We start from the raw sequence: 23,305 nt of genomic DNA, 5'->3' as shown, positions 1-23,305 counted from the left end.
TTAACTTAGGAGAAATTTTATGAAAAAAATCACACTTGCTGAAAATGCTGGATTTTGCTTTGGAGTTCAAAGAGCAGTAGAGGAAGCAATTAAAATTCAAAAGCAGTATAGTAAAAAAATATATACATTAGGACCTTTAATTCATAATAATGATGTTGTTAAATTTTTAGAAGAAAATAATATATATTCAGTAGAATTTGAGAACGTTGATATGCTAAAAGAAGGCGATGTAATAGTAATACGTTCCCATGGAGTAGGAAGTGAAGTTATAGAATCACTAAAAGCAAGAAATTTTATAGTGGTTAATGCAACTTGCCCTTACGTTACGAATATACAGAAGAAGGTTAATAAATATTCTTCTTTGGGATATAAAATTGTAATTTTAGGTGATAAAAAACATCCGGAAGTTGCGGGGATAAACGGTTGGTGTAACAATGAAGCAATAGTAACAAATAATGGTGAGTTTAATGAAGAACTTCCAAACAAAGTATGTGCAGTGTCACAAACTACTGAAAAAGAGGAAAATTGGAAAAATACTATTAACAATTTAACTCCACATGTTAAGGAACTTTTATCATTTAATACAATATGTTCAGCTACAGAAGTGAGACAAAAGAGTATTGATGAGCTTTCTAAAGTTAGTGATGCAGTTATTGTTGTAGGAGGAAAAAATAGTTCAAACACAACAAAGCTTTATGAAATAGCTAAAAGTAATTGTACAAATACTATACACATTGAAAATGTGAACGAATTACCAAAAGAATTTATTGAAAACGAATCATTCGAAAAAATTGGGATAACAGCTGGAGCATCAACTCCAGATTGGATTATAAAGGAAGTTATTGATAAGTTGGAGGGGAATAGAAAAATGGAAAATCAATTGGAGTTAATGAACGAAATGGATAGAAAATTTCGTATTGGAGATGAAGTAGAAGGTGAAATTTTATCTATAACTAATGATGTTGTAGTAATATCTTTAATAGGATATAAATCAGATGGTGTGATTCCATTTAAAGAACTTACATCAGCAGAAAAGCTTGAAGAAGTATTAAGCAATATCAAAGTTGGAGATATAATAAAGGCTAAAGTTATCAAATTAAAAAACGAAGATAACTATGTAGTTTTATCAAGACTTGAATTTGAAAAAGACGAAGCTTTAGGATACTTAGAAAAAGTATATGAAAACAAAGAAGAATTAACAATCAAAGTAACTGCTGCAAAAGAAAAAGGGTTAGTTGCATACTACAATGGTGTAAGAATATTTATACCATCTTCGCAAATTGATATTAAATATGTAGAAGATAAAGAAAGCCTAGTAGGAACAGAAATGGCTGTTAAGCTTATAGATTTTTCAAAAGAAAATCTTTCAAAAATTGTTGCTTCAAGAAAGATTCTTTTAGAAGAAGCTAAAGCTAAAAAGGAGGCTATAACTTGGGATTCTCTTCAAGTTGGTGATATTGTAAAAGCTGAAATTAAGAGATTCACAAATTTTGGTGCTTTTGCAGAAGTTGATGGTGTTGATGGTTTAATTCATTTATCACAAATTTCATGGAGTCACATAAAATCTTGTGAGGAAGTCTTAAAAATTGGTCAAATTGTAGATGTTAAGATTATAAACTTAGATAAAGAAACAAAGAAATTATCATTAAGTATTAAGGAACTAACTCCAGAACCATGGAGTGTTGTTGATGAAAAGTACAGCGAAGGCTCAGCTGTTTTAGGAAAGGTAGTTAGAATTAATGATTTTGGTGCTTTTGTTGAATTAGAGCCAGGTATAGATGGTTTAGTTCATATTTCAAAAATAAGCCACGATCATATAAAACATCCAAGTGAAGTTTTATCTATTGGTCAAGAAGTTAAATGTATAATACTAAGTATTGATAAAGAAAATAGAAAAATAGCACTTAGCATAAAAGATGCTGAATAAAACTTAGCCTTTATAAATTACAAGGTATTATTAAAAAAGATTACACATATTATTTCAGTGTAATCTTTTTGTCTTTGAATAAGTTAAGTGTTAGAAGGGATTGGCATGTTATCGTTAGAAAAGTTATCAAATAGTAATTTGGATAAATTTAAGAAATTAAGTGCAGAAAAGCTAAATTTTAAAACTTATGATAAAGATTTTTTTAAGTATTATGAAAGTGAAAGTTTTTTTTCAAAGATAATACTAAAAAAATTTGTGAAATTATTTGTTCATAATGAGAAAGTCATAGGTTATATTTGGTATAACATACCTTTCGAAAATCCCATTAAGGTGTGGTCTTTATATGTTAAACCATCATATTTAGAAATAGTTGATAAAGATATACTATGGGAGTTTGATAACGATATGCTTATTTATGAGGAGTTGAATAATGAAGCAATCAATAGTGTATTACGTAAGCTAGGTTTTTGTAAATATAGAGAAACATTTTTAATGAAACTTGTATTATTTGACCAAGATAAAAAAGGTAGTGAAAGATTATTTAAAAAGATAACAGAAGATAAAGATGTTCTTGAATATGCTTATAGCAATAGGTTTATACATCCTAATATAGCATTTAAAAGATTTAAAATAGGTAAAGATGAAAAGTTACGATGTGACTTGCAAAATGATATTTTTCATGATAAAATGCGAGCAGAAATTTATGTTTCAGACATTGAAAATGATATAAAGCAAGAATATTATATAGATGATCTCTCTATATTTTTGATGATGAATAATAGTGCTATTGGGTATGGACAAGTTATTTATAATAGGGGAAGATATACTGTTGTTAATTTTGGTATAGTTCCTGTTTTTAGGGGGAAGGGCTTTGGCGAATTATTATTAAATCATATTATTAATGAGTGTATTGACAGAAATATATTGGATTTATACATTAGAGTGGATAAAAATAATATTAAAGCCATAAATTTATATAATAAATGTGGATTTAAATATGAGTACTCCATAAATAACTGGAAAAGAGAAAAATAACAAAAATATATTTATTAAAAGTATACAGAACCCAAAAATCCTACTCTTTATTTTTTGCAAAAAGTTATGTTATAATACGTTATGATTTATATAAATTTTGGAGGAACAATAATGAGTAAAAATTTTGATATTAAAATATTAGATGAACTTAAAGAAAAAGATAATGTAAAAAAACACTTCTATATCGAAACTTGGGGATGCCAAATGAATGAAGAAGATTCTGAAAAATTATCTGGTATGCTTAAAAGAGTTGGATATACAAAAACTGAAAATAAGGAAGACGCAGGTATAATATTGTTTAATACTTGTTGTGTAAGAGAAAATGCCGAAAATAAGGTTTTTGGTAATTTAGGAAGTCTTAAGCATTTAAAGAAAGAAAATCCAGATTTAATTATAGGAATATGTGGATGTATGATGCAGCAAGAAGGTATGGCAGATAAAATTTTAAAAAAATTCCCATATGTAAATATTGTATTTGGTACACATAATGCATATAAATTCCCTGAATACTTAAATAGAGTTAAAACTGAAGGTGTTCAAATAAAAGAAATATTTAATAAAGAAACAGATATTGTTGAAGGACTTCCAATAGATAGAGAAAGTAATGTAAAAGCTTTCGTAACAATAATGTATGGCTGCAACAACTTCTGTACTTATTGTATAGTACCATATGTAAGAGGAAGAGAACGTTCAAGAAAGCCTGAAGATATTTTAAATGAGGTAAGGGAACTTGTTGCACAAGGTTATAAAGAAATAACTTTACTTGGTCAAAATGTAAACTCATATGGTAAAGGATTAGAAGAAGAAGTTGATTTTGCAAAACTTTTAAGAATGATTAATGAAATAGAAGGATTAGAAAGAGTTAGATTTATGACATCTCATCCTAAAGACCTTACACATGATGTAATAATGGCTATTAAAGAATGTGATAAGTTATGCGAACAAATTCATTTACCAGTACAAAGTGGATCAAATAGTATATTAAAGAAAATGAATAGACATTACACAAAAGAATATTATTTAGATTTAATAAAGAAAATTAAAGAAGAAATACCAGGAGTGACTTTAACAACAGATATTATTGTTGGTTTCCCAGGTGAAACAGAAGAAGATTTCCAAGAAACATTAGAACTTGTTAAAGAAGTAGGATATTCTTCAGCATTTACTTTCATTTATTCAAGAAGAAACAATACACCAGCTGATATGATGTTAAATCAAGTTAGTGAGGAAGATAAGCACCATAGGTTTAATAGATTAATTGCTGCAGTAAATGAAAGAGTAATTGCACAAAATAAGGCTGAAGAAGGAAATATACTTGAAGTATTAGTAGAAGGAAATAGCAAAAATGATGCTGAAAAACTTACAGGAAGAACTAGAACAGGAAGATTAGTTAACTTTACTGGTGAAAATGTAAATGTTGGAGAACTTGTTAATGTAAAAATAACAAGAGCTCAAAACTTCTCATTAATAGGTGAAGTAATTAAATAATTTAAAGCTGCCATATGTGGCAGCTTTTTTAATTTTATTTTATACCTTAATTAAATTAGGTATTTCAAAATATAATATAGTTTCTTTTTTTTATTAGATTAAGGAATATTTACTGATGTATAGAAATAATATTTAGTGTATAGTTTATAGTTATTAAAAGATTAATAATAGGGAGATGTGAACTATGTCAGTTTGGAAGTCTATTTTATCTAGATTAAATAACAGAGGTACCATAGTAGCTTTAGCTGCACTTATTGTAAGTTTATTATGTCAATTTGGCTTAGACATCAATAGTGATAAAGTTATGGGGATCATAGAATCCATCTGTAGCATTTTGCTATTACTTGGATTATTAAATGATCCAACAGAAAATGTTAAAGCTTATATTCCAGGTGTTTCAGATAAACTAGCTGATAAAATTAAAGAAGAAAGTAAAAAAGAGTAATTACTGCAATAATATAATAATTTTAAAATGAGCTGTCGCACTAAATAATTAGTGAACAGCTCATTTTATGGTAAAACTTATTTCAATATCGTGTATAAATATTAATGATAAGTGAATAATTAGCAATTTGTATACAAATATCCGAGGATGTATCTGAATAATTATACAATGATTTTAGATAAATTTGTTTAGTCTTATTTCCTTTATATTTTTTTTGTAATAATGTATAATTTATTTTATAAAATGGCTAAAAATCAAGGTATATACCTTGAAAATTACTAGGAGGGATGTATCATGGCATTAACGCCTATGATGAGACAATACGTTGAAATAAAAGAAAGATATGAAGATTGTATTCTTTTTTATAGATTAGGTGACTTTTATGAAATGTTTTTTGAAGATGCGAAGATAGCATCGAAAGAATTAGAACTTGTTTTAACAGGTAGAGAATGTGGTTTGGAAGAAAGAGCACCAATGTGTGGAATTCCATTCCATGCTGCAGCTTCATATATATCTAAATTAGTTAATAAAGGATATAAGGTTGCCATTGGTGAACAAGTTGAAGATCCTGCAGCTACTAAAGGTATAGTTAAAAGAGATGTAATTAAAGTTATTACACCAGGTACTTTTATAGAAAATACAACTGAAGAAGAATACAAAAATGTATATATGTTATCTATTTATGAAGAAGATGGCATATATGGTGTATCCTCTTCAGATATTTCCACTGGTGAATTTAAAACAACATCATTTACTGTTTCTAAGGCAAGCCTTCTAGATGAAATATCAAAAATTTCACCAAAAGAAATTCTTATAGATAAGAGTATTTATGAAAACTTAGAAAATGATATTAAAGGTATAAGTAACGCTTTAGTTACTATTAAGGACTTCAATGACTTTTCTTGTAGTGATGAAGAAATGATAGCTCAATTCACATCTTTAGATTTAAAAAATCTTGATAAGAGAGCAAAGAAAGCTTCTTCTACATTATTAAAATACATATTAGAAACACAAAAGATAAGTTTATCTAATATAAATCTTTTAGAGACATATGACATTATAAACTATATGTCAATTGACAGTAGTTCTAGAAGAAACTTAGAACTTACTGAAAACTTAAGGGATAAGACTAAAAAGGGAAGTCTTATTTGGGTTTTAGATAAGACTGCCACTGCAATGGGAGGAAGAACTCTAAGAAAGTGGATCGAAGAACCATTAATAAAGAAGGATGAAATTGAAAATAGATTAACATCTGTAGAAGAATTATATAATAACACATATATAAATGAGGAAATTAGAGAAGCTCTTAAGGATGTTTATGATATAGAAAGAATTGTAGGTAAGATTTCTAATAAGAATGTTAATGCTAGAGATTTAGTTTCATTAAAATCATCATTACAAAGACTGCCATCTATAAAAGCTGTTTTAAATGGATTAAATGCACCATTACTAAAGGAATGGTATAATTCATTAGATACATTAGATGATTTAAATGAATTATTAAACTTAGCAATTATTGCTGATCCTTCAATATCAGTAAAAGAAGGAAATATAATTAATAATGGATATTCTGCCCAAGTAGATGAACTTAGAAGTGCAAAGCTTAATGGTAAACAGTGGATTGCTGAACTTGAAAATAAAGAAAGAGAATTTACTGGTATCCGTTCATTAAAAGTTGGCTATAATAAAGTATTTGGTTATTATATAGAGATATCTAAAGCAAATTATGCTACTATTCCTGAAGGGCGTTATATAAGAAAGCAAACTCTTGCTAATGCTGAAAGATTCATTACTGAAGAGTTAAAGGTTATGGAAGAAAAAATATTAGGTGCTGAAGAAAAACTTATTGCTTTAGAATATAAGTTATTTGTTGAAGTAAGAGATAAAGTAGAAAAAGAAATATCTAGACTTAAAAAGACTGCTAACATAATATCATCGTTAGATGTAATTTCAACTATGGCTATTATTGCCTTAGAAAATAATTATGTAAAACCACAAATTAACGAAGAGGGAATTTTTGAAATAAAAGAAGGACGTCACCCTGTTGTAGAAAAAGTAATTGATAAAGGTGAATTTATTTGTAATGATACACATTTAAATAGAAAAAAAGATAGGTTTCTTCTTATTACTGGACCTAATATGGCTGGGAAATCTACTTACATGAGACAAGTGGCTCTAATTAACTTAATGGCGCAAATAGGATCATTTGTTCCAGCAAACAGTGCCAATATTTCTATTTCTGATAAGATATTTACAAGAATAGGAGCATCAGATGACTTAGCAGGTGGTAAGTCTACTTTCATGGTGGAAATGTGGGAAGTATCAAATATCTTAAAGAATGCAACTTCTAAGAGTTTAGTTTTATTAGATGAAGTTGGAAGAGGAACATCTACATATGATGGATTAAGTATCGCTTGGTCAGTAATAGAATATATGTGTAATAAGGAAACATTAAAATGTAACACTTTATTTGCTACTCATTATCATGAGCTTACTAAATTAGAAGGTGTTATTGAAGGGGTTAAGAATTATTCAGTTGCTGTAACTGAAAAACTTGGTGAAGTAATTTTCCTAAGAAAAATTGTGGAAGGTGGTGCTGACCAATCATATGGTATTGAGGTTGCTAAACTAGCAGGGTTACCAGAAGGTGTTATTGAAAGAGCAAAGGAAATTCTACACAAGTTAGAAGGAGAAAAATCCTTTGATGAAAGTCATGAATTGTTAAGTGAACAAAGTAACAAAAGAAAGTTTATGGCAGAAGAGAACGTTGCAGAAGAAATCAAAGAAACTGTAGTGGAAACTAAACAAGAAGCTGTGGTAGATTTAGAAAAAGATTCTAAAAAAGAAGAAAAAGTGACTGTAGAAACTAATGATACAATACAAATAGATTTTGCAATGATTGAAAAGGAAGCTTTTCTTAAAGAAATTGCTAGTATTGAAATAATGACGATGACACCTCTTGCTGCAATGAATAAACTCTTTGAAATAGTACAAAAATCTAAGAATATGTAAGTGAGGTACTATGATGAAAAGAATAAATATATTAGATGAGCATACTTCTAATAAAATTGCTGCTGGTGAGGTTGTAGAGAGACCAGCCTCAGTAGTAAAAGAGTTAGTAGAAAACTCCATTGATGCAGGTGCTAAAAATATCACCATTGAAATAGAAGAAGGTGGAATAAATTTAATTCGTGTTATAGATAATGGTTCTGGAATTTATGCAGATGATATTTCGAAAGCATTCTTGCCTCATGCTACATCAAAGATTGTATCTGTGGATGATATATATCATATTAATACTTTAGGATTCAGAGGAGAAGCGCTGCCTTCTATTGCCTCTGTTTCTGAGGTTAACTTTAGAAGTAAGACTGCCGATGCCAATTTTGGTAAGGAAGTATCCATTTCTGCTGGTGAAATATTATCAATCAATGATATAGGGATGAATAATGGTTCAATTATGGAAGTGAGAAATCTATTCTTCAATGTTCCTGCTAGAAAGAAGTTTTTAAAGACTCCATCTAGAGAAGGATCTCTTGCCAATGATATTGTCACAAGAATAGCTCTTTCTTATCCTAATATTTCTTTTAAACTATTCAATAATAAAAAAAAGACTCTTTTAACTTATGGAGATAATAATTTAGCATCTACTATTAGAACTATTTATGGTAAAACAATTTATGAAGATATAATAGAATTCTCTAATCATGAAGACAGTTATATTAGGATATATGGATATGTTGGAAGAGAATCTATTGCACGTGGGTCTAGAAATAATCAAAGTATATATGTAAATAATAGATATATTAAGAATAAAACTGTTGTTGCTGCTGTGGAAAATGCTTTTAAATCTTTCTCAACAGTAAATAAGTTTCCTTTCTTTGTATTGTTTATTGATATTCCTGCTGATAATATAGATGTAAATATTCACCCAACAAAAGCAGAAATAAAATTTAAAGATGAAAGAATGATTTTTAAGGCTGTTTTTGATACTGTTCATAGTGCTTTGAAGAATGATGTATTCAATAGTTTTGCAATTCATCAAGAACAACTAAATGTTAATATTCAAAGTCCTTTATTGCTAAAAGAAGAACTTATAAATGTTGAGAAAAGAGAACAGATAGATTTACTTGAAACAAAAAACAGCTTACTAAAGGAACCTTCTATAAATGATATATATAGTTCTGTAACTATGAATGATATTAAAAAGGAAGAGAATATCTATAATGAATTAAAAGCTGCTAAAGAGGCTAAAAACTTCATTAAAAATGATGAATATGTTGAGCAAAATTTTGAGAAGGAAGAAATTTTATATAACAACTCTCATAAGGAAAACTCTAATGAAGAAAAAAGTGAAATCAAAAAGAGTATGGATAAAAAAGTTCCAGTGGCAAAATTTGCAGACTTAAGGGTTATTGGTCAATTTAATAAAACATATATCTTGGCAGAATATTTAGATTGTCTATATATAATTGATCAGCATGCAGCTCATGAAAAAATCCTATTCGAAAAATATCGAAATGATATCGAAAATAAGAATACTATTATTCAGCCTTTATTAATCCCGATGGTACTCGAAATGTCCATGGATGATTATGAATGCTATATTGAAAATAAGAATCTTTTTGAAGAGTCTGGTTTTATCATCGATGAATTTGGTGACAATACAATTTCTTTAAAAGAGGTTCCTTATTTCTTAGGAAAGCTGGACTCTAAAAAACTGTTCTTAGATATGATAGACAACCTAAAGAATATGGGAAGTGGAAAGACTGTTGAAGTTAAGATAAATAAAATTGCTTCAATGGCCTGTAGAGCTGCAGTAAAAGCTAATGATTATCTTACTGAAATAGAAATGAAAGAGCTAATTGAGCAATTAAGATATATTGAAGATCCTTTCCATTGTCCACATGGAAGGCCAATAATTATAAAAATGACCAATTATGAATTAGATAAAAAATTTAGAAGGATTGTTTAGAAAGGAAAATATATGAAAGATAAAATCTTAGTGCTAGCTGGTCCAACAGCAGTAGGTAAAACAGAACTATCAATTAGACTGGCAAAAGCCTTGAATGGTGAAATAATTTCTACTGATTCTATGCAGATTTATAAAGGCATGGATATAGGTTCAGCTAAAATAAAAGAAGAAGAAATGCTGGGAGTAAAACATCATATGTTAGATGTAGTTTCACCAGATATAGCTTTTTCTGTTGCAGATTATAAGGAGAGGGCAGAAAAAGCTATAGAAGACATATTAAGAAGAGGAAAACTTCCTATCCTTACTGGTGGGACTGGTTTATATATTAATGCTTTGACTTGTAATATGAATTTCACAGAATCTGAAAAGGACGATGAATATAGAGAAGAATTAAATAAACTTATAGATAAAGAGGGAGCAGAATATGTCCATAACATGTTAAAAGAAATAGATCCTATAAGTTATGAGTCTATTCATCCTAATAACAGAAAAAGGGTTATTAGAGCTTTAGAGGTATATAAGCTTACTGGTAAGCCTTTTAGCTCATATAATGCCGGTGATAATTTATATAAAAGCAAATATGATGTATATTATTTTGTATTAAATATGGATAGAACAAAGCTTTATGAGAGAATAAATAAAAGAGTAGAAATTATGTATGAAAAGGGATTACTTGTTGAATGTATTAATTTAAAGAAATTAGGGTATACTTCTTCTATGCAGTCAATGCAAGGAATAGGTTACAAAGAAGTGTTATTGTATTTAGATGGATTAATTACTTTAGAAGAAAGCAAGGAGATGGTTAAGCAAGGTTCTAGAAATTATGCAAAAAGACAACTTACTTGGTTTAGAAAGGATCCAAGAGCAATATTTTTGAATAAGGACTATATGTCTGATGATGAGATTTTAAATAAAATAATTAATGACATTAATAGGTAATAGCGTTATAATTTTAATTAACATATTGCTATATTATGGAGGTGGTTATGTTGAATAAACAACAAAATAATTTACAGGATATTTTTCTTAATGGTGCAAGAAAAAGCAAAATGCTAGTATCTATATATTTAACCAATGGGTTTCTTCTAAAAGGACTAGTAAAAGGATTTGATAATTTTACAGTTATATTAGATTCTGAAGGTAAACAAATGATGGTTTATAAACATGCAATAACTACAATTTCTCCAAACAAGCCTATTTTATTTGCAGAGAGTAATGAATATGGTAAAGAAGATGAAGGTTAATCTTTCATCTTTTTTTATATAAATACTTTATATTTACAAATTAATTATATATAATAGTCATAGTAACAAGATAATGGAGGATAAATATGATTAATTTAGCAGAAGACTTACTAGTTAATAAGTATAAGATAAAGCATAATGTTTTTGAGTTATATAAACAAGCATTAAATGACATTGAAGATCAATTAAAGGTTTATGATGAAATAAGAGAATATAATCAATTGAAGGTTTTACATGCTTTTCAAGAAGAAAGAATAAGTGATTCTCATTTTACTAATTCATCAGGATATGGATATGATGATATAGGAAGAGAAGCTCTAGACAAAGTATATGCAAGGGTATTCAATGCAGAAAGCGCTTTAGTTAGACCACATTTCGTAAATGGAACTCATGCCATAGGATGTGCTTTAATGGGTAATTTAAAAACAGGGGATACGATGGTATGTATTTCAGGCACTCCATATGACACATTACATAATATAATTGGTATCAATGATAAGGAAAACATCGGCTCTCTTAGAGAATATGGTGTAAAATATAAACAAGTAGACCTATTAAATGGAAAATTTGATGTTGAAAAAATAACAGAAGTTTTAAAAGAAGATAACAGCATAAAGCTTGTACATATTCAAAGAAGTACAGGGTATGGTTGGAGAAACTCATTTTTAGTATCAGAGCTAGGAGAAATAATCAAGGTAGTTAAATCAATTAGAGAAGATGTAGTAGTATTTGTTGATAACTGCTATGGTGAATTTATTGATACAATTGAGCCAACTGATGTGGGAGCTGACTTAATTGCTGGTTCATTAATTAAAAATGCTGGTGGTGGTATTGCACCAACAGGTGGATATATTGTAGGTAAATCAAAGTATGTTGAACAAGCCAGCTACAGATTAACAACTCCAGGAATAGGAGGAGAATGTGGTTCTACTTTCGGTGTAATGAGACAATTGTTCCAAGGGTTATTCCTAGCACCTCATATAGCAATGGAAGCTGTTAAAGGAGCAATCTTCTGCTCAAGAATTATGGAACTTGCTGGATTTGAAGTATTACCAAAATATACAGATAAGAGAAGTGATATAATACAAGCTATTAAATTTGGGAATAAAGAAAACCTTATTAACTTCTGTAAGGGTATTCAAAAAGGTTCACCAATTGATTCATTTGTTGAATGTGAACCATGGGCAATGCCTGGATATACAGATGAGGTAATTATGGCAGCAGGAGCATTTATTCAAGGTTCTTCAATAGAATTATCTGCTGATGCACCAATTAGGGAACCTTATATTGCATATTTACAAGGTGGATTAACATTTGATCATGCAAAAATAGGTGTATTATTAGCTTTAAATAACATAATATAATTTTAAGTATTAAAAAAGAGAACTTAAATGGGGTTCTCTTTTTTAATATGTTCTATATATACCTATAAGCTTACCAAGTATACTGCAATTATCAACTATAATTGGTTCCATCTCATCATTTTCTGGCTGCAATCGTATATGATCATTTTCTCTATAGAATGTTTTAAGTGTTGCTTCATTTTCTATTAAGGCAACAATCTTATCACCATTAGATGCAGTTTGAGTTCTTTCAATTATCGCAAAATCTCCATCAAGTATACCAGCTTTAATCATACTACTACCACTTATTTTAAGCATAAATAAATCATTATTATGCTTAACGTAATCTAATGGTAGTGGAAAAGAATCCTCGATATTTTCATTAGCTAGTATAGGAAGTCCAGCAGTTACTCTTCCGATAATTGGTACATTGATCATTTCTTTCTTAACAACAGAATCAACTATTTCTAATGCTCTAGGTTTTGTAGGATCTCTTTTTATTAATCCTTCTTTTTCAAGATGCTTTAAATGTCCATGAACCGAAGATGTTGACTTAAGTCCAACAGCCTTACATATTTCCCTAACAGTCGGTGGATATCCTTTTTCGCTTGTAAAATCTTTTAAAAATTCATATATCAATAATTGCTTATCATTTAACTCGCTCATCTTTTAACACCTCACTTTAGTAATTGTATTATAACATACTGTAAATTTAATATCAAACGAATGTTCTATAAAATAACTATTGAAATTTATACAATACTTTGATAGAATATAAAAGTTAATTAAGTTGAGGTGATATTATGAGCAACAATAAATATACTGAAGATGATTACTGTGATTTAATTCCTGGTGGAAAGATATGTGATAACTGTGGTAAATGCTTAGAAGAAGCAGGTGTTGATATTAGAGCTATAAAAATTGAAGATATATCTAAAAATGTTGAAGAAAATAAATTTATCGAAGAAGAACTTAAAAAAGCAATGGATACAGCTCTTGATTTACATATAGAATCAACTGAAGCAGAATATTCTGTAGATTTAGAAAATTATCTTGAAGATGATTATGTAGATGCTTTTGAAAACATTGTGTATCTTGATGATATAGGGTTAGATGAAGAAGAATCATTAGAAGATTCAACTATCGAATTATATCCAGGATTAAGAACAGTTTCTTTAAAAAATAAAAAATAAGATAAATAATAAAAAACTATATTACATTAAGTGATATAGTTTTTTATTATTTACAAATTAGAAAGAGGATTAGAATTTACAGCATCTCTTAATTGCTCCTCATCAACATGAGTGTAAATTTGCGTTGTAGATATACTTTCATGTCCTAATATGTTTTGTAAACTCCTTATATCAACATTACCATGCTTATACATAAGTGTTGCTGCTGTATGTCTTAACTTATGAGGAGTATACTTAGCGTTGGTAAATCCAGCATTTGAAATATGCTTTTTAACTAATATTTCGACAGTTCTCTTATTAATAGGTGTATTTCTAGCTGATAAAAATAAGTAATTCTTATTTTTAGATATTGCTTTAGAATCATCTCTGACAGATAAATATTGCTCTAAAGCTTTAATACATACCGAATTAAGGTAAATAGTCCTTTCTTTATTTCCTTTGCCGATTATAGTTAAAGTGTCGCTTTTAATCTTGTTAATTTCAATGCTACATAATTCAGAAACTCTTAAGCCACAGTTAAGAAAGAAAACCAAAATACAGTAATCTCTTTCATAATTTTTATTAGACTTATCTAATGAATCAAGAAGTTCGATACTTTGATCTAATGTTAAATAAATAGGGTGCCTTTCATTGATCTTCGGCGATTCCAACTCAGCTGCAGCATTAAATTGAATAACCTTAGCTTTATTGTGAAGATAATTATAAAATGACTTTAAAGTTGCTACTTTTCTAGCTCTTGCATAATTACTATTGTTTCTTTGTTTTTCAGCATAAGATAAGAATGCATACATATCAGTTAACTTAATTGATTTTATAAAATCACTATTGATATCATCAATTGGTATATCTATAAATTGAATATTATCATCTAATTGATACCCTTTATAAACCTTTATAAACTTAAAAAAGACAGATAAATCTGTTTTATAAGCGTTTATAGTATTGATTGATTTACCTTTGATTGTTTCTAAATAATTTAAAAAATCCTTTACTAGCATAGGTAGATTCTCTTTTTCTTCAATTTCTATACCAAATTTATTAATTCGAGGTACATCTGATACATTGGCACCCAACAATTCAATATCTATATTTTTTTTATTAACAGTACTTTTATTAGTAACTTTATGAGCTTTAGCTATAGACCTATTAAGGCCTAATTCTTTAAGCCATTTTTGAATGCTTCTTACTCCAATTTTATAAATTTCAGATAATTGCTTAGTGGTTAAATGATGCTTTTCAGTAAGGATATATAAATCCTTTATGATTGGTTCGTAACTACGAGAAGACTCTAAATTATTGAAATTAGCATATACTTGTTTTAATTTACTTTCATCTCGCTTATTTAATGTAACATTTAATAGTTTGTTTACTTCACTAGTATATGAAAAGTTAGAATAATTATTATTTGAAGTTCGTTTTAATGTCAATTGTATACCTCCATTATAAGCTATAAAACCTCTATTTTATTATATCATAGAGGTTTTTATAATTCAATAATACGAATTTCGCTAAATAGGTATTTAGCGAAATATATAAATTAATAAAAGTTATTAATTTATATTATGTATTTATGAAAAATATACACATAACTTTTAATTTAAAATATATTTTTAAATTATTGAAAATTATATTTTTACTAATTAACATAAAAGCTAGAAATATTTTTTTTATCAGAATTGAAACCCCTTTATAAGTAAAATAAGTACTAAAAATACTTAATTATAATAAAATTATATTAATATATATAAATAACATATATAACTGATATTAGTTTAATTAATATAAAAATAGCTAAAGATGAATTCTTTTATAATCTTTAGCTATTTTTATTAAACCTTTTTAATTTTTACAATTAAATCACTCATAATCAATTCAGATTTCGAAAAACCTTTTCTGAAAGATCTAATTTGTTTATATTTAACATTATCCATCTCAAAGTCAAGGACATCTATACGATCACCAGTATATTTTATTGGGTCTTTTTTACTTTTTAAATAAACGCTAATTTCCATAATATTTATCTCCTTGTAAGTACTTAAATTTATTATATAAAATTTTAAATAGAAAAACTATAGATAAATTTAATTATCTATAGTCTCAAATAAATTATTTTAAAATCCCAAATGGCTTACCAAGTGGTAATAGAACTCTTTTTAAGTGACTATTTAACACGTTACCTGCACATCCGTAGAATGATAAGATAGCTATTATTAATTCTGACCATGCAGCTATCCCGTGAGTTAATTCTGTAGCTATACCAAATGAGCTTAATGATAATCCTAAGAATAAGAAATCTATACATACAAAGATTAAGAATAATACTTTGTTAGTTTCTAAAGCACCTACTGTCATAAATAATGTAAAAATTAAGTACCCTAAGAATGCAACACCTAATTGAGTTGTATCAACTGAAGCAGCTAATTTTTCTCCAAATACTCCATTTTGGATCATCCAAGAGAATCCCATTGCATACCAGAAAAATGCGTATGCTCCAAATGCTGTAGCTCCAAATACATTATTATGTTTGAAATCATTAATACATGCAACTAATTGCGCTGATGCTCCTAAAAATATAGCCCATGGTAAAACTAAAGATACTCCTGAAGTTAATCCTAACTTTTGTGAAGAAGCAACTAAAGTTATTATTGCTAAACCAAATAATCCCAATGCAGATGGATCAGCAACAAGGACTTTTACATTTCTTTCATTTGTGTTTTCCATTATATTTCCCCCTGTTGTATAAATAAAATCGACTATCCTAGATTAACAGAACATTAAGTTTTAGTCAATATTAATTTTTAAAACTTTAATCTTCTTATATTTATATCAGTAGACAAATTGTTAAAACTATACATAATTAGAATTTCATTATAATCCTTATCTTTCATAAAATTTCTTATAGATTCTTTAAAATATCTCAAATCTATGATATCAATAATTTCATAATTATATGATAAAAATTGAATAAATGAATTAGCATAAGAATCCTTAAAAATCAATATACTACTACCTTTTCTTTCTTCCGAAATATTTTCATTAATTACTTTAGTTAATCCATTATTACCCCAAAGAAAAGCTGAATATTTATCACTTACTTTAAATTTATCTAAATCCATTAATGAAAGCTGTTCTTTGCCATCTATTTCAATATGCAAACCTAAAATGTTATAATATGTAATAAAATCACTATCTGCCTTGAAATATTTACTTCTATTATAATATGTTCCCAAGAAATTATTTATTGTTATTTTTTCTAAGTTATTTATATCAACAATTTCTAAACCTAAATAATCCATATATGTTAAATAAGCTAAATAAGCCCCATAAGATGTCCAATGATGATCTGTCTTATAATATATATAATCATCTTTATTTTTTAATAATTCTTCAGCAACATTTATGGTGTTTATATGATCGTTACTTTTCAAAGAAAGATAGCTATTGATAGAATTAATTAATGATAATTGATCAACTAGTGGTAAATATCGTGGTGTTAATTCATCATATACAGCATAGGAATTAGGAATAATAAAAAAATCCACTTCTTTATTATAGTTATTAGTAAACGTTATAATAGAATTAAGATTGTTTTCCAGCATCTCATCATTAAAAGTGGTAAATTTTTTAAATAAATAATTTTCCTTACCAAAAATTATATCATTATTTTCTCTTTTTCCTAATAGATATTCTATTCTTGACTTTAAATCAATCCAATTATCCCTTAAAAAGAACTGATCATTAATATACTTTTCATAATCAGATGAAAAGCTAGTATCAATATATGATTTAAGTGATAAAATAGGCATTTGAGATAATTTTCTGTTTTCAAGTTCCGAAAATTCATTTGGAGAATTAATAATATCTATCACCGTAAAAAGAATTACTAAGATGCTAAATACAAAGAATGTTGGGTATTTTTTCAAAATATTTTTCTTCATATGTATCACCTAAAATCTAAAATATAAAAATGGATTATAACTAGAATCTACTAAATATGCCACTGATAAAATAAATATTGATATCATTTTCAATCTATTCCAGATAGATGTAACCACTGGTGTACTGCACAATACTCCAATAACAATTATAATTATATAATTTTGTAAATAATAAATCCATTCTGTATTGTATTTGAACAGAAAAAGTTGTTTTAAAAATACTTTTAATAAATTTAAGTCTGTTATAGCAAATATTGCCCAACCGATTAAAAGCATAAATATTGTATAAGCGTGTGTTAAAAACTTATAGTTATTAAGATATTTATTTAAAATTAATTTCTCTAATGAAATTAATAAAAAGAAGTACAATCCCCATAAAATAAAGTTAAATTCCGCACCATGCCATAATCCTGTTAAAAACCACACTATTAATAAATTTAAAAATGAACGCTTTGCCCCTTTTCTATTTCCTCCAAGAGGTATGTATAGATAATCTTTAAACCAAGATCCTAAAGTTATATGCCACCTTCTCCAAAATTCAGAAACACTTTTAGATATGTAAGGATAATTGAAGTTTTTAGGAAATACAAATCCCAAACATTTTCCAAGTCCTATAGCCATTGTGGAGTAACCACTAAAATCATAGTAAATTTGCAATGAAAAAGCTAATAAGCTAAGCCATGTCATAGGTGTAGAAATATTGGAAAAACCAATATTTTGTGCTTCTTCCCAAAGCATTCCCAAATTATTAGCTAGTAATACTTTTTTTCCTAAACCTACAATAAAATCTTCAACACCCTCTTCTACTAATGACCAATTATTTCTTCTATTAACCAACTTTTCTTTTATATCAGTATATTTGACTATAGGACCTGCAATTAATTGTGGAAACATCGTTACAAAAGTAGCAAAATTAACAATATTCTTTTCAGGTCTTATTCTACCTCTATAAACATCTATGGTGTAAGATAGTGTTTGAAATGTATAAAAACTTATTCCTAGGGGCAATGTCATTGAACTAAGTGGTATATTACTTTTAAAAATATTATTTATATTATCTGCTATAAAATTATAGTATTTAAATACAAATAATATCCCTATATTAAAAATAATTGATGTACTTAAGAGAATTTTTTGTTTTTTCTTATTCTCTTTTTCTTTCCATATTCTTTGTGATATACAATAGTCTACTAAAATTGAGGCAATCATTAATATGATGTATTTTGGTTCTCCCCATGAATAAAATAGTAGACTGAAAATCAATAAGCATAAGTTCTTATATTTCATAGGAAGTATAAAATAGAAAAGAAAGAAAATAGGCATAAATCTAAATAAAAAAATTAAACTACTAAAAACCATTTTTTCTCCTTATATAAAAGTTAGATCACAAGTATAGCAATCTAACTTTTTATAAATTATTTTTTCTTATACTCTTCAATTCTCTTAGATAAGCCTTCTAAATACTCTACTCTTTCATATTTATAAAGAAGTTCTTCTTCTAGTGCTTCCTTTTCATTTGTAAGTTCATTTAAAAGGCCGTAATTTGATGGGTTTTCTTCCATTTGTTTATCTATATTTGATATTTTCTCTTCTAAGTTATCAATATCATTATATATAGTTTCAAACTCCTTTTGTTCTTTAAATGAAAATTTAGGATTATCTTCCTTAGTTTTTACATATTCTTTTTTAACAGTTGCTTTTTTATTGTTAGTATCTTTTCCATTTATTAATTCTATTTCTTTATGAATTAAATAATCACTGTAATTACCATTGTATATTTTTATAGTACCTTTACCTTCAAAAGAGAATATCTTATTACAAGTTCTATCAAGGAAGTATCTATCATGGGATACAACTATGACTATTCCTGTAAATTCATCAATAAAATCTTCTAATATCTTTAATGTCTCAATATCTAAATCATTTGTAGGCTCATCTAGTATTAAAACATTTGGTGCTTCCATTAATATTCTCAGTAAATGAAGTCTACGTCTTTCTCCACCTGAAAGTTTATTGATAGTTGTATATTGAAGTATACCGTCAAATAAGAATCTTTCCGCCAGTTGTGAAGCTGTTATCACAGTGCCATCTTCTGTTGGAATTGTTTCTCCTCCTTCTTTTATATAATCAATGGCTCTCATGTTTAAATCCATATGAGAATCATCTTGTGCAAAGGTGCATATCTTCACTGTATCTCCAATTTCAATACTTCCTGAATCTACTTTTACACTATCATTAATTAAATTAGTAAGAGTTGTTTTCCCCATACCGTTATCACCAATAATACCAATTCTATCGCTTTTTAAGAATATATAAGAAAAATCTTTTAATAATACCTTTTCATTATATCTTTTTGATATATTATATAATTCTATTGTTTTCTTTCCTAATCTTCTTCCTACAAAAGGCATATCTATATTTTCCGGAGCAGCAATATATTCTTGATTTACTAATTCATCAAAACGTTGAAGTCTTGCTTTTTGTTTAGTTGTTCTAGCTTTAGCCCCTCTTCTTACCCATTTTAATTCTTTAAGGATAAGTTTTTGTCTCTTTTCCTCCATTGCTGCTTCAAGCTCAAGCCTTTCTGCTTTCTTTTCTAGGAAATAGCTATAGTTTCCATCATATGAATATAACTTTCCTCTATCTAGTTCAATAGTTCTATTTGCAACTCTATCTAAGAAATATCTATCATGAGTAATCATCATTAATGCGCCTTTTCTGGCATTTAAATAATCTTCTAACCATTCTATAGAGGAAGAATCTAAATGATTAGTAGGTTCATCTAATATTAATAAATTACAAGGACTTATTAAAGCAGATGCTAGAAACACTCTTTTTTTCTGTCCACCAGATAAAGTAGACATTTTAACATTGTAGTTATTTATTCCAAGCTTAGTTAAGATTGTTTTTGCTTCACTTTCCAAATTCCATAAATTCAGATTATCTATCTTTGATTGTAATGCTATTAGTTTATTGTTAAGCTCTTCAGAAAACTCACGGTTATTAATAGTTTCTAGTAATAGCTCATATTCCTTTAAAAGTTTCATTTCGATATTATCACCATGGAAAACTTGCTCAAGTACTGTAGTTTCATCTTTATATTCTGTATTTTGGGATAAATATTCTATTCTTAAATCTTTACTTTTAGTAACTTCACCACTGAAGAATTCATCTTTTCCTGCCACTATCTTTAAAAGCGTAGACTTCCCTGCTCCATTTAAACCAATTAAGCCTATCTTATCGCCTTCATTTATATTTAAAGTAACATTATCCAATAGTATTTTTTCACTATACGATTTACTTATCTTATCTAATGTAATTAAATTCATAATGAACTCCTTTATTTATATTATTAAACATCTTATTTTAACATAAATCATTCATAAAAATCAAAAAAGCCCTTCATTAAAATAAATTTAATGAAGGGTATATTTATTACACATTTGGTATTATCTTTTTCATATATGGTTTTATAAATTTTACAAATGGAATTCCTAAGATAGTTACTACTACAAACTCTCCTAGTGCTACTTGGAAAATTGTAAGTATTAATGGTAAAGCGTAAAGATAGCTTAACATCCATCCTACTATTAATCCATTTATTATAGTTGGCCATAAAGATGCTATAATTAAAGCACTCTTACTATTTCTTATAATCTTTGGTGTGTAATAAACAGCAACTACGCTTATAAATGTAGCAATAGTTCCAAAGATTATATCCATCATTCCATTAGGGCCTAGCATATTTGCAATAAAGCATCCTAAGGTCAATCCACCAATATAAAGAGGATCAAATAAAGCAAGTAGCACTAATACTTCTGAAATTCTAAATTGATAGCTTCCAAAAGATAACGGTGCTATAACTAGTGTAGTAACTGCATAAAGTGCTGCTATAGCAGCTGTTATTACTATTCTTTTAGTTTTATTCATTTTTAAGTCTCTCCTAATAATAATATTAGAACCTTCTAAGAAAATAGACAAGTAAAAAGGTACCTATATATAAATATAGGTACCATAATAACCTTGATAAGTCTATTATAAACACCTAGTTTTATTTAACGACAGGAGGTTCACGAACTGTCCAGGTAATTATTATACATAAAATTATCAAAAAAATCAATATCTATAATATTCTATTGAGAAAAGAGCGTATCCTTATGGTTTCACTATTACGCTTATACCACCAATCACGACTCCATATAAATAAAATATCCTTAGAATTAGCTAGAAGGTATAATATTTCTTTTAGGCTATTTTCATTAAACTCACTTATACTATCAAAATATATAGGGACAAAATTATTAGGATTTTCCTTGGTGAAAACTATATATCTTAATGTATAATTGTCGTAATGGAAATTACACATTATTTTATATCCCCATGATTTTAATAAAGATAATATTTCACTTTCATAATTAATTCCTGTAGTAATAGTATTGTTTAATTCAATCATTACATCTTCATTAAAAAGTTCATTTAAATAATTTTCCAAAGGCAAATTATTATTTAAAATTTTATTAGTAAATTTAACAGCTTTAATTAATATATTGAAATAATCTTCCACCGATGAATATTCACTAATATACTGATTGTTTTTCTCAATGTTATTTATAAGCATATAATAGTAATATTTATTAATAAAACTTAATAGTTGTTCACCTTCATTAATTGATTTAGTATTTGTATAAATAAAGTCTAAAAGATGTAATACTTCTTCATCTAAAGATGTAACTCTATTTATAATACTTATATAGTTGCGATACTTCATTAATTTATTACATATTTTTTTTAAATATAGGTTAAATTCATCCTCGTTCAATATATATTTTGATAGCGACTTATATTCTTCTTCAATTAGCACTGGTTTTAAAAATTTAAATGATTTGATATAAATATTTAAACAATCAATATTTTCTTTAAACTGCTTAAATATTTCTCGTTCATAAGCATAATATTTATTAAATGCTTCATTTTTCTTATCTCTATAAATAAGACCTTTAATCCAATAACTTATATTATTATTAGTATACTTTGTTATCAAATGTCCATTGTGATTGAAATTAATACGTTTAACTTCATTTTCTAACTCTTCTTCTGATAATGACTTATTATAAATATCAGAATTTATAAAATCTTCACTATAGATATTGCTATATATAGGTGGTAATAAAGCAAAGCTATTATTTAATAGTGCACTTAACTTATTAATAGCTATATTTAACTCTTCTATTTTTACATTCTTTCTTAAAGATGAGAAGATTTTATTATCTTTAAATTTCATATACTTAAAATATATTGTTAATAGGTTTTCATTAAGTATATATTGAGATAACTTAAGTATATTCTCATAATTACTCCATTGAAATATCAAACTTTTATTCATAGTAGTAAAAAATCTATATTCATTATCTTTATAGTTTATATTTTGCTCTGTTAATTTATATAATTGTATTAATGAATAACTACATGGATCAACTTGTGAAAATGAATTATATACTTTGATTATCTTTTTACCTTTAGCTTTAATTTCTCTAATAAGTATATCTACTTTTTCCTTTGATACATTCAAATTCTTATTGCTATCATCTAAATTAATTATGTCCTTCATCATATAAATTTCGACCTCTCTATTAATTATAGGTTCCATATATTTTATGATTTGGATATAAATAAGATTACATAGTAGAAAAGTTTTTGCTAGCTTAGTTTTTTTATATAAA

General features: G+C 27.2%; 19 protein-coding genes. 10 read left to right on the top strand and 9 right to left on the bottom strand.

Features of this window, described 5'->3' with window-relative positions:
- Positions 1 to 19: 19 nt before the first annotated feature.
- The 9 genes from BHW04_RS07625 to BHW04_RS07585 all read left to right on the top strand — a co-directional run bounded on the left by BHW04_RS07625 (position 20) and on the right by BHW04_RS07585 (position 12,475).
- Positions 20 to 1,927, top strand: coding sequence for a bifunctional 4-hydroxy-3-methylbut-2-enyl diphosphate reductase/30S ribosomal protein S1 (locus tag BHW04_RS07625; RefSeq protein WP_186835351.1), 1,908 nt, complete (start codon positions 20 to 22; stop codon positions 1,925 to 1,927).
- 105 nt (positions 1,928 to 2,032) lie between these two features.
- On the top strand, positions 2,033 to 2,962 hold the full coding sequence (locus tag BHW04_RS07620) for a GNAT family N-acetyltransferase (protein ID WP_302631437.1): 930 nt from the start codon (positions 2,033 to 2,035) through the stop codon (positions 2,960 to 2,962).
- Positions 2,963 to 3,073: 111 nt separating this feature from the next.
- Positions 3,074 to 4,450, top strand: a complete 1,377-nt coding sequence (miaB, locus tag BHW04_RS07615; RefSeq protein WP_022212475.1) for a tRNA (N6-isopentenyl adenosine(37)-C2)-methylthiotransferase MiaB — start codon at positions 3,074 to 3,076, stop codon at positions 4,448 to 4,450.
- Between the two features lie 184 nt (positions 4,451 to 4,634).
- Complete coding sequence (locus BHW04_RS07610) at positions 4,635 to 4,895, top strand: phage holin (RefSeq protein WP_022212476.1); 261 nt, start codon at positions 4,635 to 4,637, stop codon at positions 4,893 to 4,895.
- Positions 4,896 to 5,189: 294 nt separating this feature from the next.
- A complete protein-coding gene (gene mutS, locus BHW04_RS07605) occupies positions 5,190 to 7,907 on the top strand; it encodes a DNA mismatch repair protein MutS (protein WP_302699321.1) in 2,718 nt (905 codons plus the stop codon).
- A gap of 13 nt (positions 7,908 to 7,920) precedes the next feature.
- Positions 7,921 to 9,867 (top strand): DNA mismatch repair endonuclease MutL, encoded by a 1,947-nt coding sequence (mutL, locus tag BHW04_RS07600; protein WP_302699320.1) that lies wholly within the window; start codon positions 7,921 to 7,923, stop codon positions 9,865 to 9,867.
- Positions 9,868 to 9,879: 12 nt separating this feature from the next.
- Positions 9,880 to 10,806: a tRNA (adenosine(37)-N6)-dimethylallyltransferase MiaA gene (gene miaA, locus BHW04_RS07595; protein ID WP_302699319.1), complete on the top strand. Its 927-nt coding sequence runs from the start codon at positions 9,880 to 9,882 to the stop codon at positions 10,804 to 10,806.
- A gap of 50 nt (positions 10,807 to 10,856) precedes the next feature.
- Positions 10,857 to 11,111 carry an RNA chaperone Hfq gene (gene hfq, locus BHW04_RS07590; protein ID WP_302699362.1) on the top strand — a complete coding sequence of 85 codons (255 nt, stop codon included), beginning with the start codon at positions 10,857 to 10,859 and terminating at the stop codon, positions 11,109 to 11,111.
- 86 nt (positions 11,112 to 11,197) lie between these two features.
- Positions 11,198 to 12,475: a methionine gamma-lyase family protein gene (locus BHW04_RS07585; RefSeq protein WP_022212481.1), complete on the top strand. Its 1,278-nt coding sequence runs from the start codon at positions 11,198 to 11,200 to the stop codon at positions 12,473 to 12,475.
- A 42-nt stretch (positions 12,476 to 12,517) separates the two neighbouring features.
- On the opposite strand, the gene lexA is transcribed toward BHW04_RS07585, so the two are convergent.
- Positions 12,518 to 13,120 (bottom strand): transcriptional repressor LexA, encoded by a 603-nt coding sequence (lexA, locus tag BHW04_RS07580; RefSeq protein WP_186835346.1) that lies wholly within the window; start codon positions 13,118 to 13,120, stop codon positions 12,518 to 12,520.
- A gap of 137 nt (positions 13,121 to 13,257) precedes the next feature.
- Between lexA and BHW04_RS07575 the strand changes: the two genes are divergently transcribed.
- Positions 13,258 to 13,647, top strand: a complete 390-nt coding sequence (locus BHW04_RS07575) for a hypothetical protein (protein WP_302699318.1) — start codon at positions 13,258 to 13,260, stop codon at positions 13,645 to 13,647.
- A 50-nt stretch (positions 13,648 to 13,697) separates the two neighbouring features.
- Here the strand turns inward: BHW04_RS07575 and BHW04_RS07570 are convergent, their stop codons facing one another.
- The 8 genes from BHW04_RS07570 to BHW04_RS07535 form a co-directional block, all read right to left on the bottom strand.
- Positions 13,698 to 14,645: a tyrosine recombinase XerC gene (locus BHW04_RS07570; RefSeq protein ID WP_186835377.1), complete on the bottom strand. Its 948-nt coding sequence runs from the start codon at positions 14,643 to 14,645 to the stop codon at positions 13,698 to 13,700.
- 831 nt (positions 14,646 to 15,476) lie between these two features.
- A complete protein-coding gene (locus BHW04_RS07565; RefSeq protein ID WP_186835345.1) occupies positions 15,477 to 15,659 on the bottom strand; it encodes a hypothetical protein in 183 nt (60 codons plus the stop codon).
- A gap of 94 nt (positions 15,660 to 15,753) precedes the next feature.
- Positions 15,754 to 16,368, bottom strand: a complete 615-nt coding sequence (locus BHW04_RS07560; protein WP_302623767.1) for an acetate uptake transporter — start codon at positions 16,366 to 16,368, stop codon at positions 15,754 to 15,756.
- Positions 16,369 to 16,445: 77 nt separating this feature from the next.
- The gene (locus tag BHW04_RS07555) at positions 16,446 to 17,585 is read right to left on the bottom strand and encodes a DHHW family protein (protein ID WP_302699317.1); all 1,140 of its coding nucleotides are present in this window, start codon (positions 17,583 to 17,585) and stop codon (positions 16,446 to 16,448) included.
- A 9-nt stretch (positions 17,586 to 17,594) separates the two neighbouring features.
- Positions 17,595 to 18,944 carry an MBOAT family O-acyltransferase gene (locus tag BHW04_RS07550; protein ID WP_302699316.1) on the bottom strand — a complete coding sequence of 450 codons (1,350 nt, stop codon included), beginning with the start codon at positions 18,942 to 18,944 and terminating at the stop codon, positions 17,595 to 17,597.
- Positions 18,945 to 19,000: 56 nt separating this feature from the next.
- Positions 19,001 to 20,914 carry an ABC-F family ATP-binding cassette domain-containing protein gene (locus BHW04_RS07545; RefSeq protein ID WP_302623762.1) on the bottom strand — a complete coding sequence of 638 codons (1,914 nt, stop codon included), beginning with the start codon at positions 20,912 to 20,914 and terminating at the stop codon, positions 19,001 to 19,003.
- A 106-nt stretch (positions 20,915 to 21,020) separates the two neighbouring features.
- Positions 21,021 to 21,515, bottom strand: a complete 495-nt coding sequence (locus BHW04_RS07540; protein WP_022212490.1) for a QueT transporter family protein — start codon at positions 21,513 to 21,515, stop codon at positions 21,021 to 21,023.
- 193 nt (positions 21,516 to 21,708) lie between these two features.
- Positions 21,709 to 23,196, bottom strand: coding sequence for a hypothetical protein (locus tag BHW04_RS07535; protein ID WP_302699315.1), 1,488 nt, complete (start codon positions 23,194 to 23,196; stop codon positions 21,709 to 21,711).
- Positions 23,197 to 23,305 lie beyond the last annotated feature (109 nt).

The sequence above is a fragment of the Clostridium sp. 29_15 genome (genome assembly GCF_001916075.1).
Classification (GTDB): domain Bacteria; phylum Bacillota; class Clostridia; order Clostridiales; family Clostridiaceae; genus Clostridium; species Clostridium lentum.
Note: the sequence above shows the minus strand (reverse complement) of the source record. Positions and strands in the feature narration are given on the sequence as shown.

What these genes read in the sequence shown, in the direction of transcription:
- BHW04_RS07625 (WP_186835351.1), top strand. Translation starts at nt 20, where the DNA reads ATGAAAAAAATCACACTTGCTGAAAATGCTGGATTTTGCTTTGGAGTT.
- BHW04_RS07620 (WP_302631437.1), top strand. Translation starts at nt 2,033, where the DNA reads ATGTTATCGTTAGAAAAGTTATCAAATAGTAATTTGGATAAATTTAAG.
- miaB (WP_022212475.1), top strand. Translation starts at nt 3,074, where the DNA reads ATGAGTAAAAATTTTGATATTAAAATATTAGATGAACTTAAAGAAAAA.
- BHW04_RS07610 (WP_022212476.1), top strand. Translation starts at nt 4,635, where the DNA reads ATGTCAGTTTGGAAGTCTATTTTATCTAGATTAAATAACAGAGGTACC.
- mutS (WP_302699321.1), top strand. Translation starts at nt 5,190, where the DNA reads ATGGCATTAACGCCTATGATGAGACAATACGTTGAAATAAAAGAAAGA.
- mutL (WP_302699320.1), top strand. Translation starts at nt 7,921, where the DNA reads ATGAAAAGAATAAATATATTAGATGAGCATACTTCTAATAAAATTGCT.
- miaA (WP_302699319.1), top strand. Translation starts at nt 9,880, where the DNA reads ATGAAAGATAAAATCTTAGTGCTAGCTGGTCCAACAGCAGTAGGTAAA.
- BHW04_RS07585 (WP_022212481.1), top strand. Translation starts at nt 11,198, where the DNA reads ATGATTAATTTAGCAGAAGACTTACTAGTTAATAAGTATAAGATAAAG.
- lexA (WP_186835346.1), bottom strand. Translation starts at nt 13,120, where the DNA reads ATGAGCGAGTTAAATGATAAGCAATTATTGATATATGAATTTTTAAAA.
- BHW04_RS07575 (WP_302699318.1), top strand. Translation starts at nt 13,258, where the DNA reads ATGAGCAACAATAAATATACTGAAGATGATTACTGTGATTTAATTCCT.
- BHW04_RS07570 (WP_186835377.1), bottom strand. Translation starts at nt 14,645, where the DNA reads ATGCTAGTAAAGGATTTTTTAAATTATTTAGAAACAATCAAAGGTAAA.
- BHW04_RS07565 (WP_186835345.1), bottom strand. Translation starts at nt 15,659, where the DNA reads ATGGAAATTAGCGTTTATTTAAAAAGTAAAAAAGACCCAATAAAATAT.
- BHW04_RS07560 (WP_302623767.1), bottom strand. Translation starts at nt 16,368, where the DNA reads ATGGAAAACACAAATGAAAGAAATGTAAAAGTCCTTGTTGCTGATCCA.
- BHW04_RS07555 (WP_302699317.1), bottom strand. Translation starts at nt 17,585, where the DNA reads ATGAAGAAAAATATTTTGAAAAAATACCCAACATTCTTTGTATTTAGC.
- BHW04_RS07550 (WP_302699316.1), bottom strand. Translation starts at nt 18,944, where the DNA reads ATGGTTTTTAGTAGTTTAATTTTTTTATTTAGATTTATGCCTATTTTC.
- BHW04_RS07545 (WP_302623762.1), bottom strand. Translation starts at nt 20,914, where the DNA reads ATGAATTTAATTACATTAGATAAGATAAGTAAATCGTATAGTGAAAAA.
- BHW04_RS07540 (WP_022212490.1), bottom strand. Translation starts at nt 21,515, where the DNA reads ATGAATAAAACTAAAAGAATAGTAATAACAGCTGCTATAGCAGCACTT.
- BHW04_RS07535 (WP_302699315.1), bottom strand. Translation starts at nt 23,196, where the DNA reads ATGATGAAGGACATAATTAATTTAGATGATAGCAATAAGAATTTGAAT.